Origin of the sequence: Burkholderia stagnalis, from assembly GCF_902830275.1 — a bacterium.
GTDB classification, from domain to species: Bacteria; Pseudomonadota; Gammaproteobacteria; order Burkholderiales; family Burkholderiaceae; genus Burkholderia; species Burkholderia stagnalis.
Window position 1 is genome coordinate 20616 of the sequence record NZ_CADESW010000033.1, and the last position, 15368, is coordinate 35983.

Annotated in this window: 13 protein-coding genes and 1 tRNA gene; 8 read left to right on the forward strand and 6 right to left on the reverse strand. The window is 66.7% G+C overall.

Annotated features, from left to right (window positions below; all coding sequences use genetic code 11):
* Entirely contained in the window at window positions 1-2778 is a 2778-nt protein-coding gene (locus HWY45_RS34100) for a type VI secretion system Vgr family protein (RefSeq protein WP_059878839.1), read from the reverse strand.
* A gap of 324 nt (window positions 2779-3102) precedes the next feature.
* Between HWY45_RS34100 and HWY45_RS34105 the strand changes: the two genes are divergently transcribed.
* Entirely contained in the window at window positions 3103-3843 is a 741-nt protein-coding gene (locus HWY45_RS34105) for a hypothetical protein (protein WP_059878836.1), read from the forward strand.
* Window positions 3844-3867: 24 nt separating this feature from the next.
* On the opposite strand, the gene HWY45_RS34110 is transcribed toward HWY45_RS34105, so the two are convergent.
* From HWY45_RS34110 to acs, 5 genes are all read right to left on the reverse strand, one after another.
* A complete protein-coding gene (locus tag HWY45_RS34110) occupies window positions 3868-4188 on the reverse strand; it encodes a hypothetical protein (RefSeq protein WP_230946947.1) in 321 nt (106 codons plus the stop codon).
* Window positions 4189-4394: 206 nt separating this feature from the next.
* Window positions 4395-4484, reverse strand: a tRNA-Ser gene (locus HWY45_RS34115).
* Between the two features lie 60 nt (window positions 4485-4544).
* The gene (locus tag HWY45_RS34120) at window positions 4545-6560 is read right to left on the reverse strand and encodes a sodium:solute symporter family protein (protein WP_059878828.1); all 2016 of its coding nucleotides are present in this window, start codon (window positions 6558-6560) and stop codon (window positions 4545-4547) included.
* A 3-nt stretch (window positions 6561-6563) separates the two neighbouring features.
* A complete protein-coding gene (locus HWY45_RS34125) occupies window positions 6564-6908 on the reverse strand; it encodes a DUF4212 domain-containing protein (RefSeq protein ID WP_059878826.1) in 345 nt (114 codons plus the stop codon).
* A gap of 76 nt (window positions 6909-6984) precedes the next feature.
* The gene (gene acs / locus HWY45_RS34130; RefSeq protein WP_059878823.1) at window positions 6985-8967 is read right to left on the reverse strand and encodes an acetate--CoA ligase; all 1983 of its coding nucleotides are present in this window, start codon (window positions 8965-8967) and stop codon (window positions 6985-6987) included.
* Window positions 8968-9269: 302 nt separating this feature from the next.
* On the opposite strand from acs, the gene HWY45_RS34135 reads away from it, so the two are divergent.
* The 7 genes from HWY45_RS34135 (at window position 9270) to HWY45_RS34165 (ending at window position 15343) form a co-directional block, all read left to right on the forward strand.
* Window positions 9270-10169 (forward strand): DMT family transporter, encoded by a 900-nt coding sequence (locus HWY45_RS34135; protein ID WP_059878820.1) that lies wholly within the window; start codon window positions 9270-9272, stop codon window positions 10167-10169.
* Window positions 10170-10286: 117 nt separating this feature from the next.
* Window positions 10287-10907: a TIGR00645 family protein gene (locus tag HWY45_RS34140; RefSeq protein WP_059567669.1), complete on the forward strand. Its 621-nt coding sequence runs from the start codon at window positions 10287-10289 to the stop codon at window positions 10905-10907.
* A 34-nt stretch (window positions 10908-10941) separates the two neighbouring features.
* A complete protein-coding gene (locus HWY45_RS34145; RefSeq protein ID WP_059567671.1) occupies window positions 10942-12465 on the forward strand; it encodes a fumarate hydratase in 1524 nt (507 codons plus the stop codon).
* 159 nt (window positions 12466-12624) lie between these two features.
* The gene (gene bfr / locus HWY45_RS34150) at window positions 12625-13101 is read left to right on the forward strand and encodes a bacterioferritin (protein ID WP_059567672.1); all 477 of its coding nucleotides are present in this window, start codon (window positions 12625-12627) and stop codon (window positions 13099-13101) included.
* A 51-nt stretch (window positions 13102-13152) separates the two neighbouring features.
* Window positions 13153-14013 (forward strand): glutamate racemase, encoded by an 861-nt coding sequence (murI, locus tag HWY45_RS34155; protein WP_059809809.1) that lies wholly within the window; start codon window positions 13153-13155, stop codon window positions 14011-14013.
* Window positions 14014-14151: 138 nt separating this feature from the next.
* On the forward strand, window positions 14152-14388 hold the full coding sequence (locus HWY45_RS34160) for a (2Fe-2S)-binding protein (protein ID WP_017331683.1): 237 nt from the start codon (window positions 14152-14154) through the stop codon (window positions 14386-14388).
* Between the two features lie 220 nt (window positions 14389-14608).
* Complete coding sequence (locus HWY45_RS34165) at window positions 14609-15343, forward strand: energy transducer TonB (RefSeq protein ID WP_059567677.1); 735 nt, start codon at window positions 14609-14611, stop codon at window positions 15341-15343.
* The last annotated feature ends 25 nt before the right edge of the window (window positions 15344-15368 follow it).

The following is a 15368-nucleotide window of genomic DNA, read 5'->3' on the forward strand; positions in this document are numbered from 1 at the left end:
TCAGGTTCGCGGCTTGAAAAACCGCACGGCCAGTTGTTCGAATTGATCGCTGCTGACGGGCGACAACGTTCCTGCAGCGTCGGTCTTACCCTTGATCACCTCTCCCGAAGCCTTCCGCACTTCGGCCTCCATCCCCTCCACCGGCTGCCCATCCGTCGCCCTCACCAGCTTCGGCACCCGCCCCAACGGCGCATGCTCGAACTTCGGAAAATCCGTGCTCATATTCGCCGGCCCGGCCCACGTATGCGCGGCCGATTTCACGGTAAAACTCCCCGGACACCCGAGCTCGATATCCCCGCCCTGCAGCTTCAGATACGCGCCGCCCGACGTGACGAACACCACCTGCTCGCTCGCCATCCCCGCCAACTTCCCGCCCGCCGCCGTCATCTGGATGTTCTTCGCCGAATCGATCTGCGTGTCGTCGTTCTGGCTCTGCAGCCGCACCTTCCCCTGATTCGCGATCGCGGACACCCCTTCGCTGTGCGCGAACATCTGCACGCCATGCCCCGCGTGCAGGTTGATCCGCTGCCCGCTCGTGTATTGCAGATGGTTCTGCGCGACGGTATCGACGTTGCCGCCGGCATGGGTGGTGACGGTCTTCGGCGTCGCGACGCTGATCCCCGCCGGCGCCGTGATGCCGATCGCGGCCTGCTCGCCGCCCGATGCGCCGTCGCCTCCCGAAGCCTCGCCATTCGGCCAGCCCCGCACCGTCGTCATCAGCGCATCGTGCGGCTGCGTGTCCATCGCGACGCCCTGATGCTGCGCGGCGTAATCGCCGAGGCTCTTGAACAGTTCCACGCACTCCTGCATCAGCTGCAGATACTCGTCGCGCGCGAGATGTCCGTCGCTCGCGCGCAGCCGCTGCCATGCCGAGATCAGCATCGCCTTGCCGCTGCGGATCGCGACATGCGCGTCGCTGCGCAGTTCGGCGCCTTCGCCGCGCGCCGCGCCCTGGCCGTTCTCGCGCGGCTGCGTCAGAAACCCGAGATTCAGCTGGCTGTGCGCATGCTCGCTCGCGAGCTGGCTGCTGATCTGCCCGGGCGTGTCGTCGAAGCGGATCTGGTTGTAGCGCTGCCCCTTGATCTCCTTCGTCTTCGTACCCGACAGGTAGCGGTTCCCCGGCAGCGCGCCCGTATGGCTGAAGGTCGCCGGCATGTTCGGCCCGTTCGCCAGCACGCCCAGCACGACGAGCCGGTCCGGATCGCCGCCGATATGCCCGATCAGCACTTCCATGCCCACCCGCGGCAGCGTATTCGCGCCGAAGGTCGGCCCCGCGAGCGCGCAGGCCACGCGCACGGGTGCGCTGTCGGCCGGTGCGCCGCTGGTGCCCGCGCCTTGCGCGTGCGCGTGGTCGTCCGCGCTGAGCCCCTGGATCTGCACGCGGATGCGTCCCATCTCGTCGCAGAACACCTCCTCGCCTTCCGGGCCGACGACGACGGCCGTCATCGGATGCACCGCCGGCAAGTCGACGCCCGGGTCGTACGCGGGCGTCAGCGGCACGCCGCGCCGCACGCACGAGAAGGTGTTCTCGTAGCGCGTATCGTCGTCGCCGGCCGGCTTCCCGCCGGTGTCGGGCGGCGCCGCATCGAACAGCGCGCGGCTCGCCGCGAACAGCGATTGCGCGCGCGCGTTGAGCGCCTTCGGCAGGTTGTTCTGCGCACGGTGGTGCAGCGACGTGACGATGAACTGGCGCTGCTCGACCGGCAGCGTGTCGAGTTGCGGATGCTCGGCGAGCGTGAACCAGTGGCCGACCGCCAGATCCCGCACGCCGCCCGCGCCGTCGACGGATTCCGCGCGCAGCTCGTGCGCGAGCATCCGATCCTTGCCGATCCGGTCGAGGTCGGACGACGAATCGCCCGCGTGCGGAATATCGATCACCGCGTCGGCGAGCAGGTGCGCGATGTCGTTGCCGGCCTCGCCCTGGTCGACGATCGTCGCCTGCTCGGTCTGCGACATCCGGCCGTTCTTGTAATCCCACGTCGGCCGGGCGACGCTGCCCGGAATCAGACTGCGGCGCGTCGCCCACAGCGTGATCGAGTCGCGCGCCTCGGTCGCCGCGTCGCGGTGGTAGCGCACCGTGCCCGCTTCGGTCTCGGGCAGCTTCATCGGATCGTCGGTGAAGACGAGCGTATGGATCGGCGTGTCGGCCGCCGCGCCGTCGTTCCTGTCGCCGGATTTGCCGGCCTTCGCGAACACCGTCGCGCCGTCGCGCCGCAGCAGCCGCCGGATGAAATGCGCATCGGATTCGTTCACCTGCCGCGTAAGCTCGCGCGCCGGATAGCGTTCGCGCCGCAGCCCCGACAGGTCGAACTCGAACGCCCGCGCGAGTGCCGGGCTGCGCTGGCGCCATTCGTGCAGCAGCACGTCGAGAATGTCGGGCAGGCTCTTGGAGCGGAAAATCCGCGAATTGGTCCGCCGCTCCATCACGGACAGCACGTCGCGGATCGTCAGCTGGTAGCACGCGAGCGATCCGTCCGATTGCCCGGCGCGGACGTCGGTCACGATCCCGTTGATCGCATGCAGACGCCCGCGATCAGTCGTCATCTGGACGGAAACCGGCAGCCCGATCAGGCTGCGGATCGGCAGGTCGGCCCGTGCGGACACGCACGTCAGGTGACCGGCGATCCCCGTCATCAGCCCTTCCCGTATGTCCGCGTACTGGAGCGCCAGGACCTGCTCCAGCGTACGCTGGGCCTGCCCCCAGTTCAGGCGGATGGGTCGATTGTTCTGGTCGACTACCCCGGATGCAAATGCGCGCAGCAAATCGGCTGTATTCACAGCGTCACTCTCAGGTTCTTGTTTTACTTCGTTATTCACCGGGCATGCGCGCCTGCGATGTAACCTTGGGCACCGCCCATCTCGTTTTGGCGGAGCATAGCAAATTTGTCAAAAATATGAACCTGTTCTGACAGTATTTAGAATAACCAATTGAGCGCGACGGGTTTCTGCTTTAGAAATTCACTTTCTTTCACTGAGATCGCAGTGCGGGATCGGTAATTTTCACGCATTGCCGACGCAACTCGTGCATTTGCGCACTCGCCAATCGGTAAAAATCACAGACGCGACTCGTGTATCCGCGACGATCATTCGGACAGGACAAAAATGAATAGTTGGGTCATTGCCGCGCTTGCGGGCGTCGCCCTTTACCTGGTCGCACGCGTGCTCAAACGGGCGACGGCACGGCCAGCAACGGCAGCGTCATTTCCCGACGCCGGCGACACCGCGGCAGCGCCCGAGGCGCATCCCCCATCGGTGCCGGCGGCCGCACCGGAATGGAAACTCGCCGACCAGCCGGAGCTTGCGTCGATCGATCGCGTCGAACTCATGGCGACGGTCAGCATCCCCGCGCGACAGCACGACATGACCGCCATGCTCGTGGAGCGCGGCGCACTCGACCGCCACGTTCGCGACGCCAACGAGCGCCTTCTGCCGGAGTCCACGAATCTCGTCATCAGCGTACTGCTGCGCAAGATCCCGATCGACCTGATCCCCGCGCTTGCAGAGAACCCGGTCGACAACCTGCAGATCTCCGCTTATGTCTCATGGGGCGAGCGCGGCTACATTCATGGCGCGTACGGGAACATCGCCCATCTCGAACAAGCCTTCGCCGCATGGCTCGACGCGCCGCCGGGGTGGCAAGGCGTGGCCCAGGAGCGCGGCGCTTTCATCGAAGGGACGTTCTTCACCGGCGACGTCCTGCTGCATGTCGAGCGCGGGTACATGGACAGTTCCGTGTCTGTCGACGTCGTGTCTCGCGAGGCGTTGCGGCGGGATGTTCGCCGGCAACTCGCCGAATTGCGCGCGCACCTGCAGGCAAGTCTCTCGCACGAAACGGACGGCTGACGCCGACAGCATGAAGGGGCGCTGCTACGCGCGATCGGACGATGCAACGCGCGCCATCTTCAGGCGTGAAAAAACGAACGGCAGCGACCAGTCGCGTATCGTGAATTCCCAGCGCCCTTCGACGTCCACGAACGTCGCCGTAAAGCGGCGCTCGTCCGTCCACGTCACGTCGTCGAGCCAGTACGAGCTGTACATTGCCCCCACCGTCCGTTGCGCCAGCACCTTGCCGAGATCCTTCGAGAGCAGCGAAAACGTAACGGCCTCCTCGAACGGGCAATCGTAATCGGTCACCAGCAGATAGCCGGCCCGGGTTTCGAATTGCCGCAGCAGCGTGTAGCCCGACACCGTGACATCGGCAGGCCTGCCGCCGACGAGGACGCGCGATCGCCTCGGCCAGGATTCGTACGGCCCCGCGTGCGTTTCGATTGAAAACCGGTCGACCGGATTCATGCTTCCCGCGCCCTCCCGACTCCGTCAGCGACGTGCCGGCCTTCGGAGCCGGACATGAAAAAGCCCCGCAAGTCCATGAACTTGCGGGGCTTTTCTGAATCTGGCGGAGAGAGGGGGATTCGAACCCCCGATAGGCTTTCACCTATACACGCTTTCCAGGCGTGCGACTTAAACCACTCATCCATCTCTCCGGAAGAGCGAGAGTATAGCAAACTCTTGCGCCGCCCCGCCACTCCCTCTTCACCCCGCCGTCACGGATGACGAATGTAGTCGACCAGCGCACGCGTGTAGTCGTCCGGCCGGCGGTCGAGCAGGCTGACGACGATCGCCACGGCAAACCCCGCCGGCACGCCGAACACGCCGGAGCTGATCGGTTCGATCCCGAACCACATCGGCCCGGCAAAACCGGTCAGCTGCGCGAAGAACGGATACGTCGACACGATGTAGTACACGCACACCGCGAGCCCCGTCACCATGCCCGCGATCGCGCCGCGCGTCGTCGTGCGCTTCCAGAACACGCCCAGCACGAGCACCGGGAAGAAACTCGACGCCGCCAGCGAAAACGCCGCGCCCACCAGGAACAGGATCTTCCCCGTGTTCAGCGATGCCACATACGACGCGAACAGCGCGACCCCGAGCAGCAGCACCTTCGAGATCGTCACGCGCCGCTGGCTGGTCGCGTCGGGCGCGACCATGTGGTAGTACACGTCGTGCGACAACGCGTTCGCGATCGTCAGCAGCAGCCCGTCCGCGGTCGACAGCGCGGCCGCGAGCGCGCCCGCGGCGATCAACCCCGACACCACGTACGGCAGCCCGGCGATCTCGGGCGCGGCCAGCACGACCATGTCCGGCTGCATCTGGATCTCGGACCAGTGCACGATCCCGTCGCGCACCTCGTCGACGACGCTGATCAGATCCGGCTCGAAGTGATGCCACTGCGTGACCCACGCCGGCAGCTCCGCGAACGGCCGCCCGACCAGGTTCGCGAGGATCTCGTACTTGATCATCACCGCGAGCACCGGCACGCTCAGATAGAACAGCGCGATGAAGAACAGCGTCCACCCGACCGAGCGCCGAGCGGACGCGACCGACGTCGTCGTGTTGTAGCGCGTCAGGATATGCGGCAAGCTCGCGGTGCCGAGCGACAGGCACAGCAGCAGCGCGAGGAAATTCCGCTCGCGCGGCTTGCGCTCGTCCTCGCTCGCGGCGGGAAACGGTTCGTGCATCGGCACCGGCGGCTCCGCGCGCGCGAGCAGCTCGTCGCGGGCCTGCGTCCACACCACCCGCGCCGCTGCGGGATCGCGCGGGAAGTCGGCGAGCTCCCGCTCGCGCTGGTTGATCTCGCGCAGCGGCCCGTTGTGGCGCCGCAGCTCGGCGAGCTGCTCGACGAGCTGCCGGCGCGCGTCCGCATAGGAAGCCGGCAACCGGTCGAGCTGCGTCTGGATGTATCCGGCCCGCCGGCGATACGCGTCGCGCACCTGCTGTTCGTCGCGCGCATCGCGCACCTGCGCTTCGAGCGCGGCCACGCGTTCCATCAGCTGTCCGTAATTGAACTGCGGCACCGGCCCGAGCCCGTTCTTCACCGCGATCAGCGACACGGGAATCAGGATCGCGCTGATCAGGATGATGTACTGCGCGACCTGCGTCCACGTGACCGCGCGCATCCCGCCGAGGAACGAGCACACGAGAATGCCCGCGAGCCCGCAGAAGATGCCGATCGCGAAATCGACGCCGATGAAGCGCGTCGCGATCAGCCCGATCCCCTGGATCTGCGCGACCAGGTAGACGAACGAGCACAGGATCGCCGCGCCGGCCGCGAGCGCGCGCACCGCGGTGCTCGAGAAGCGCGTGCCGAGGAAATCGGGAATCGTGTAGCGGGCGAGCTTGCGCACGTACGGCGCCAGCAGGAACGCGACGAGGCAGAAGCCGCCGGTCCAGCCCATCAGGTAGGCGAGCGCGTCGTAGCCGGTCGCGTACAGCGACCCGGCGAGGCCGATGAACGACGCGGCCGACAGCCAGTCGGCGGCGGTCGCCATCCCGTTGAACGCGGACGGCACGCGCCGCCCGGCGACGTAATACTCGACGAGGTCGGACGTGCGCGACAGCAGCCCGATCACCGCATAGACGGCGATCGGCACGAACAGGAACACGTAGCCGATCCACACGCCGGAACCGGCCGCGCGCTCGATCCGCCACAGCAGCAGCACGAAGCCGAGGAAGCCGAGTGTATACAGCGCATACGCGCGGATCAGGCGACGCGTCAGCATGCGTCAGCGCCCGGTGCGTGCGGCGGCGGCTTGCGCCGCGTAGTCGTCGTATGCGCGGCGCAGGATGCGGTCCGCGCGCTGCATCAGCCCGATGTAGACGACGATCAGCACGAGGTAGACGAGGATCGCGCCTTGCGCGCCGACATAGAACGGCAGGCTGAATCCGGCAAAGCGCACGCCCGCGAGCGCGGGCGCGAAGAACGGCACGACGAACGACACCGAGAAGCCGGTCGCCATCAGCACGGCGATCAGCACGACGTTGAAGCGCCAGTAGCGCGCATGCGCGCGCGCGAGCGACGCGGGCACGGGCGGCGGCGCAGCAGGTGCGGGACGGGACGGAGCGGTCATGCGCAGGTGTGGCATCGAAGCCCCTGCGCGGGCAATCGGGATTGCCGCGCAGGGGTGCATGCCGCGACGCGCGAACTCAGCGCGCTTCGGCGAGCTGGTCGAGGATCGCCGGGTTCTCGAGCGTGGACGTGTCCTGCGTGATCGCCTCGCCCTTCGCGAGCGAACGCAGCAGGCGTCGCATGATCTTCCCGGAACGCGTCTTCGGCAGGTTGTCGCCGAAGCGGATGTCCTTCGGCTTCGCGATCGGCCCGATCTGCTTGCCGACCCAGTCGCGCAGTTCCTTCGCGAGCTTCGCGGCCTCTTCGCCTTCCGGGCGCGCACGCTTGAGCACGACGAACGCCACGACGGCCTCGCCGGTCGTCTCGTCCGGCCGGCCGACCACGGCCGCCTCGGCCACGAGCTCGTGCGCGACCAGCGCCGACTCGATCTCCATCGTGCCGAGCCGATGGCCCGACACGTTCAGCACGTCGTCGATCCGGCCCATGATCGTGAAGTAGCCGGTCTCCTTGTCGCGCACGGTGCCGTCGCCGGCGAGATACAGCCGGCCGCCGAGTTCGTCGGGGTAGTAGCTCTTCTTGAAGCGCTCCGGGTCGCCCCAGATCGTGCGGATCATCGACGGCCACGGACGCTTGACGACCAGGATCCCGCCCTGCCCGTCCGGCACGTCCTGGCCGGTCTCGTCGACGACGGCCGCCATGATGCCCGGCAGCGGCAGCGTGCACGAACCGGGCACGGTCGGCGTCGCGCCCGGCAGCGGCGAGATCATGTGGCCGCCGGTTTCGGTCTGCCACCACGTATCGACGATCGGGCAGCGCTCCTGGCCGACGTGCTTGTGGTACCACATCCACGCTTCGGGGTTGATCGGCTCGCCGACGGTGCCGATGATGCGCAGGCTCGACAGGTCGTAGCTCTTCGGATGGACCTTGTCGTCGGCCTCGGCCGCCTTGATCAGCGAGCGGATCGCGGTCGGCGCGGTATAGAACACGCTGACCTTGTGGTCGGCGATCATCTTCCAGAAGCGCCCGGCGTCCGGATAGGTCGGCACGCCTTCGAACACGATCTGCGTCGCGCCGCACGCGAGCGGGCCGTACGTGATGTACGTATGGCCGGTGATCCAGCCGATGTCGGCGGTACACCAGAACACGTCTTCCGGCTTCCAGTCGAACGCCCACTTCATCGTCTGCGCGGCCCACAGCAGATAGCCGCCGGTGCTGTGCTGCACGCCCTTCGGCTTGCCGGTCGAGCCCGACGTATACAGGATGAACAGCGGATGCTCGGCGCCGACCCATTCCGGCGCGCAGGTATCGGCTTCATCCGCCGTCAGTTCGTGCATCCACAGGTCGCGATCCGCGTGCCAGTCGATCTTGCCGCCGGTGCGGCGATAGACGATCACGCTCTTCACGGCGTCGCACCCGCCCATCGCGAGCGCCTCGTCGGCGATGCTCTTGAGCGGCAGCGTCTTGCCGCCGCGCATCTGCTCGTCGGCGGTGACGAGCGCGCTCGCGCCGACGTCGACGAGCCGTTCGTTCAGCGACTTCGCCGAGAAACCGCCGAACACCACCGAGTGCGTCGCGCCGATGCGCGCGCAGGCCTGCATCGCGACGATCGCCTCGACCGACATCGGCATGTAGATCACGACGCGGTCGCCCTTGGCGATGCCGCGCTTCTTCAGCGCGTTCGCGAAGCGCGCGACGCGCGCGAGCAGGTCGGCGTAGGTGACGCGGGTGACGGTGCCGTCGTCCGCTTCGAAGATCACCGCGACGCGCTCGCCGTTGCCGGCGGCGACGTGGCGATCGAGGCAGTTGTAGGACGCGTTGAGCTCGCCGTCTTCGAACCACTTGTAGAACGGCGCATCGGACTCGTCGAGCACCTTCGTGAACGGCTTGTGCCACGCGAGCGTCTCGCGGGCATGGCGCCCCCAGAATCCTTCGTAATCACGCTCGGCCTCGTCGGCAAGCGCACGATAGGCTTGCATGCCGGAAATGGCCGCCGCCTTCACGAGCGCCTCGGGCGGCGCAAACTGGCGGCTTTCGTGAAGAACCGATTCAATCGCAGACATCGACTACCCCTTGGTGAACATGAATCCTCTGATTGCCGGCGCGTGTCGTGCACGCCGCGTCTTGGCCGGCGCATGCGCGCCGCTGTCTCCTACCACCCGCACGCCCCCACCGGGGGCGCATGCGATGTTGCACCGCACCACGCCGCACGACGGCGGCGGCGTGATCCGACAGCTTCCACCATAAGCGCCTGAACTTACCCGTCACTTACGCGGCGCCGCCGGCGGCACACCGGGCGGCTCGCTTTGCGCTGTTTCGACCGCGACCCTACAATCCTAACTGACTTCGCCTTCCGGATTCCAGCTTGAATCGCTACGCACTTTTCCTCATCGCGTCGATGCTGCTCGTCGGCAGCAACGTCGGCATCGGCAAATCGATCGTCGCGTTCGTCCCCGTCGCCATTCTCGCCACGCTGCGCTTCGTGATCGCGATCGCCGTGCTGTGGCCGCTGTTCCGTCCGGTCAAGATGCGCGCGGTCAGGCGCGCCGAATGGCTGAACCTGTTCCTGCAGGCGTTCTTCGGCACCTTCATGTTTACGCTGCTGATGCTGAACGGCGTGCAGCGCACGAGCGCGGTCGCGGCCGGCGTCATCACGAGCACGATCCCCGCCGTCGTCGCGCTGTTCGCGTGGCTGTTCCTGCGCGAAAAACCGAACGGCCGTGCGCTCGTGTCGATCGCGCTCGCGATCGTCGGCGTCGTGACGATCAACGTCGCGAACGGCAGCGCGATGGCCGCGGACGCATCGGCCGGTTCGCTGACGGGCAACCTGCTGATACTCGGCGCGGTGTGCTGCGAATCGATCTACGTGATCCTGTCGCGCCGCCTCACGCAGACGCTCGCGCCGATCGACATCTGCGCGTACACGCACCTGTTCGGCCTGCTGCTGATGCTGCCGCTCGGCGCCGGCGCGATGTGGCATTTCGATTACGCGAGCGTGCCGTCGAACATCTGGGCGCTCGTCGTCTGGTATGGCCTGTCGGCCAGCATCTTCTCGTTCTGGATGTGGATGAAGGGCATCCGGCACGTGCCGGGCAGCCTCGCCGGCGTGTTCAGCGCGGTACTGCCGGTCGCCGCGGCCGTCTACGGGATCGCGTTCCTCGGCGAGCGCCCGACGCTCGCGCACGGCGTCGCGCTCGCATGCGTCGTCACCGGCATCGTGCTTGCGAGCCTGCGCGTGAAGCACTCGCCGCCCGTCGCGCCCTGATCCGTCCCCGGCGCCCCGTCCGGCCGCGGGGCGCATCGCTGCAGCCATGCGGGCCGACGCGCTACAATAGCGCGCTTTTCCAAGATTACTGCCCCCGATACCCGCGCCCGTTCCACCATGTCAGCCTCGCCGACCGACCCGCATTCGTCTGGCCGTCGCGCCGCCCGCCCGTTGCGCCCGCTGCCCGCCCTGATCTTCATGAGCCGCTGGCTCCAGGTGCCGCTGTATCTCGGCCTGATCGTCGCGCAAGGCGTCTACGCGTTCCTGTTCCTGCACGAGGTCTGGCACCTGCTGTCGCACGCGGCCAGCCTCGACGAGATCGGCGTGATGCTCGCGGTGCTCGGCCTGATCGACGTGGTGATGATCTCGAACCTGCTGATCATGGTGATCATCGGCGGCTACGAGACATTCGTGTCGCGGCTCGGCATCGAGGGCCACCCGGACGAGCCCGAATGGCTCGACCACGTCAACGCGGGCGTGCTGAAGGTCAAGCTGTCGATGGCGCTGATCAGCATTTCGTCGATCCACCTGCTGAAGACCTTCATCAACCCCGACCAGCACAGCACGCACGCGATCATGTGGCAGGTGCTGATCCACGTGTCGTTCCTCGTGTCGGCGCTCGTGATGGCGTGGGTCGACCGCCTGACGACCCACACGCACCCGGCCCATTTCCACGAGACGCATGCGCCCGCGCCGGCCGCGTCCCGCAAATCGGTCGAACCCGCCGTCAACGCATAACCGTATTCCCCACAGTCCCCACAGAGTCTCAGCCATGACCGTCATCAAACAGGAAGACCTGATCCAGAGCATCGCGGATTCGCTGCAGTACATCAGCTACTACCACCCGCTCGACTACATCCAGGCCCTCGGCCGCGCGTACGAGCTGGAAGAGAGCCCGGCCGCGAAGGACGCGATCGCACAGATCCTCACGAACAGCCGCATGTGCGCGGAAGGTAAGCGCCCGATCTGCCAGGACACGGGGATCGTCACGGTGTTCGTGAAGGTCGGCATGGACGTGCGCTGGGACGGCGCGACGATGGGCCTCACCGACATGATCAACGAAGGCGTGCGCCGCGGCTACACGCATCCGGACAACGTGCTGCGCGCGTCGATCGTGAACCCGCCCGAAGGCGGCCGCAAGAACACGAAGGACAACACGCCGGCGGTGATCCACTACGAGATCGTGCCGGGCGACAAGGTCGACGTGCAGGTCGCGGCGAAGGGCGGCGGCTCGGAGAACAAGTCGAAGTTCGTGATGCTGAACCCGTCGGATTCGATCGTCGACTGGGTGCTGAAGACCGTGCCGACGATGGGTGCGGGCTGGTGCCCGCCGGGCATGCTCGGCATCGGCATCGGCGGCACCGCCGAGAAGGCGATGGTGATGGCGAAGGAATCGCTGATGGAGCCGATCGACATCCAGGAGATCATCGCGCGCGGCCCGAAGGACTGGGTCGAGGAACTGCGCGTCGAGCTGCACGAGAAGGTCAACGCGCTGGGCATCGGCGCACAGGGCCTCGGCGGCCTCGCGACCGTGCTCGACGTGAAGATCATGGCCGCGCCGACGCATGCGGCATCGAAGCCGGTCGCGATGATCCCGAACTGCGCGGCCACCCGCCACGCGCACTTCGTGCTCGACGGCTCGGGCCCGGCGAAGCTCGAGGCGCCGTCGCTCGACGCATGGCCGAAGGTCAACTGGGAGCCGAACACGGAAACCAGCAAGCGCGTCGACCTGAACACGCTGACGCCGGAAGAAGTCGCAAGCTGGACGCCGGGCCAGACGCTGCTGCTGTCGGGCAAGATGCTCACGGGCCGCGACGCCGCGCACAAGCGCATCGCCGACATGCTCGCGAAGGGCGAGAAGCTGCCGGTCGACTTCACGAACCGCGTGATCTACTACGTCGGCCCGGTCGACCCGGTGCGTGACGAAGTCGTCGGCCCGGCCGGCCCGACGACGGCCACCCGCATGGACAAGTTCACCGAGACGATGCTCGCGCAGACGGGCCTCATCTCGATGGTCGGCAAGGCCGAGCGCGGCCCGGTCGCGATCGAGGCGATCAAGAAGCACAAGGCTGCGTACCTGATGGCGGTCGGCGGCGCGGCGTACCTCGTGTCGAAGGCGATCCGCGGCGCGAAGGTGCTGGCGTTCGAAGACCTCGGCATGGAAGCGATCTACGAGTTCGACGTGCAGGACATGCCGGTAACGGTTGCTGTCGATTCGTCGGGCACGTCGGTTCACCAGACCGGTCCGAAGGAGTGGCAGGCGAAGATCGGCAAGATCCCGGTCGCCGCAGCGTAAGCGCGAGTGCTCGAAAGGCCGGACACTGTCCGGCCTTTTTGCTTCTCATTCTCATCCCGCTGCGTTGGCCGTTCGGACGAGCGCGGGAAACTTGGCATTTCGCTTTCGAGCGATTATCGTTCGGGATCTGAAGCCCCACCATCAAGAAGGAAACAAGCCATGCAAGGCGACAAGAAAGTCATCGAATACCTGAACGCCCAGTTGAAGAACGAGCTGACGGCGATCAACCAGTACTTCCTGCATGCGCGCATGTACAAGCACTGGGGCCTCGAGAAGCTCGGCAAGCACGAATACGACGAGTCGATCGGCGAGATGAAGCATGCGGACTGGCTCATCGAGCGCGTGTTCATGCTCGACGGGCTGCCGAACCTGCAGGATCTGCACAAGCTGCTCGTTGGCGAGGAGACCGAAGAGATCCTGAAGTGCGACCTGAAGCTCGAGCAGATCTCCCAGGCGACCTGCAAGGAAGCGATCGCGTATTGCGAGTCGGTTCGCGACTACGTGTCGCGCGAGATCTTCGAGAAGATCCTCGACGACACCGAAGAACACATCGACTGGCTGGAAACGCAGATCGACCTGATCGGCAAGGTCGGCATCCAGAACTACCACCAGACGATGATGGGCTCGCCCGAGTAAGCCTGGGTCGATCCGCTCCCGCCCTTCCCCGCTATCGCACGCCGCCCGATCATGTCGACGCCTTCCGTTATCTCCACGACGGCCGTTGCGGCCGCACCCATCGGCATCTTCGATTCCGGGCTGGGCGGACTGTCGGTGCTGCGCGCCGTGCGCGCGCAGTTGCCCGACGAATCATTCGTCTACGTCGCCGATTCGCACCATGCGCCGTATGGCCCGCGCGACGAGGCGTTCATTACCGAGCGCACGCTGGCAATCGGCGAATGGCTCGCGCGCGAGGGCGCGAAAGCGCTCGTCGTCGCATGCAACACCGCCACGGCGCGCGCGATCGCGGCCATCCGCGAACGCCTGCCGATGCCGCTCGTCGGCGTCGAGCCGGGCATCAAGCCGGCCGTTGCCGTGTCCGCGAGCGGCATCGCGGGCGTCCTCGCCACGCAATCGACGCTGAACAGCCCGCGCTTCCAGGCGCTGCTCGATCGCTATGGCGCCGGCCGCCGCTTCATTTGCCAACCGGGCCACGGGCTCGTCGAGGCGATCGAACGCGGCGACACAAATTCGCCCGCGCTGCGCGCGCTGCTCGACAGCTACCTGCAGCCGATGCTCGATGACGGCGCCGATACGCTGGTGCTCGGCTGCACGCACTACCCGTTCTTCATCGAAACGATTCGTGACCTTGTTGGCGACCGCCTGACGATCGTCGACACGAGCGACGCCATCGCCCGCCAGCTCGCCCGGGTGCTCGACGAACGCGGCCTGCGCGCGCCGGCCGGCACGCGTGCCGCGCCGCCGCGCTTCTGCTCGACGAGCGACGGCCACCAGCTGCGCGCGCTCGCGTCGACCCTGCTCGGTCTCGATGTGCCGGTCGAATCCGTCACCATTTCCTCGCCGAACGCGCACGCGTGCGCGGCCGCCTGACACCGGCCGCCAGCCGCCCAGCCGCGCAGTAACCCCTCTAAGGGTCTGGTTTTGTTACAAAAAAGCCGGAATCAGGCTTGTCAACGTCCGCGAATTTAATGATAATAATTCGCATTAACGTTAGCTATCGCACTCATCATGATCGTCTGCGTGTGCAAGTCTGTTTCCGATCGCACGATTCGCGCGTCCCTCGCGGAAGGCGTGGATACGTTCGATGAACTCCAGTTCGAACTCGGCGTGGCCACCTGCTGCGGCAAGTGCGAGGAGTCCGTGCGCGACCTCATGGCGGAGCAAGGCGTCTGCGCGAGCCGGTGCGGCGTCGAGCACCACGCGCATCCGGTTCCCGTGTCGTTCTACGAGCGCAAGGCGGCCTGACCGGCGTCGAGTGTGCGTGCGGCCCAGGCCGCATTTTTTGTTTTTCGCCCGTCAGCAAGCCCAGCATCAGCGCGAGCCAACGGCTTACCTGCCCAGGAGCCTGTCATGGAATTGCTGATCGGATTCGTTACCACCGTGTGCATCTCGTTGTTGATCTTCCGCAAGTGATGGCACGTCACCCCGCTGCCCTCCGCGGGCAGCGCCGTTCTTTCTAGCTAACATGCAGGCTTCGCATTCCGCTCCAGCCGGCGCCTGGCCGGCTGCCCCCCGTATGAATCCCCGAGTCATCGCTGCCGCGGTCGGCGTGGTCGCCGTGCACGCGGTCCTGCTGACGGCGGCCTGGCTCCATCGCAACGCGCTGCCCGAGAAATCCGTCGAGGTCCAGTCGATCACCGCGCAGCTGATCACGCCCGCGCCGATCGCGCAGCAGGTCGCCGCCGAGTCGATCCCGCAGCCGGCCCCGCCGAAGCCCACGCCGCGCGTGAAGCCGAAGGTCGAGCCGAAGCCGGTGCAGAAGGTGTCGAAACCCACGCCGCAGCCGGTCGCGCCTTCGCCGGTGCCGTCGCCGACGCCCGCCCCCGCGGCCGAGCCGACGCCAACGGCAGCCGCCGCGCCGGCTGCAGCCGCGCCGTCGGCCGCGGCCGGGCCCGCGCGCGAGACGATGGAAGTCAGCGCGCCGAAGAATGTCCCGACGCTGCAATGCGCGTTCGTGAAACCCGACTATCCGTCGATGTCGCGCCGCCGCGGCGAATCGGGCACCGCCTACGTGCATTTCGTCGTCGGCGTGACGGGCAAGATCGAAAGCATCGACCTGCAGAAGAGCAGCGGCTATCCGCGCCTCGACGAGGCTGCGCTTGCCGCGATGCGCGCCACGACGTGCCGTCCTTACATCGAGAACGGGCAGGCGATCCGCGCCGCCCGTACCCAGCCCTACAACTTCGGGCTCACCGACTAACACTGCCTCATCCGGAATATCCAAA

Coding starts and splice junctions, on each gene's coding strand:
- HWY45_RS34105 (WP_059878836.1), top strand. CDS start 3,103: ATGAATAGTTGGGTCATTGCCGCGCTTGCGGGCGTCGCCCTTTACCTG.
- HWY45_RS34120 (WP_059878828.1), bottom strand. CDS start 6,560: ATGCTGACGCGTCGCCTGATCCGCGCGTATGCGCTGTATACACTCGGC.
- HWY45_RS34125 (WP_059878826.1), bottom strand. CDS start 6,908: ATGACCGCTCCGTCCCGTCCCGCACCTGCTGCGCCGCCGCCCGTGCCC.
- acs (WP_059878823.1), bottom strand. CDS start 8,967: ATGTCTGCGATTGAATCGGTTCTTCACGAAAGCCGCCAGTTTGCGCCG.
- HWY45_RS34140 (WP_059567669.1), top strand. CDS start 10,287: ATGTCAGCCTCGCCGACCGACCCGCATTCGTCTGGCCGTCGCGCCGCC.
- HWY45_RS34145 (WP_059567671.1), top strand. CDS start 10,942: ATGACCGTCATCAAACAGGAAGACCTGATCCAGAGCATCGCGGATTCG.
- bfr (WP_059567672.1), top strand. CDS start 12,625: ATGCAAGGCGACAAGAAAGTCATCGAATACCTGAACGCCCAGTTGAAG.
- murI (WP_059809809.1), top strand. CDS start 13,153: ATGTCGACGCCTTCCGTTATCTCCACGACGGCCGTTGCGGCCGCACCC.
- HWY45_RS34160 (WP_017331683.1), top strand. CDS start 14,152: ATGATCGTCTGCGTGTGCAAGTCTGTTTCCGATCGCACGATTCGCGCG.
- HWY45_RS34165 (WP_059567677.1), top strand. CDS start 14,609: ATGCAGGCTTCGCATTCCGCTCCAGCCGGCGCCTGGCCGGCTGCCCCC.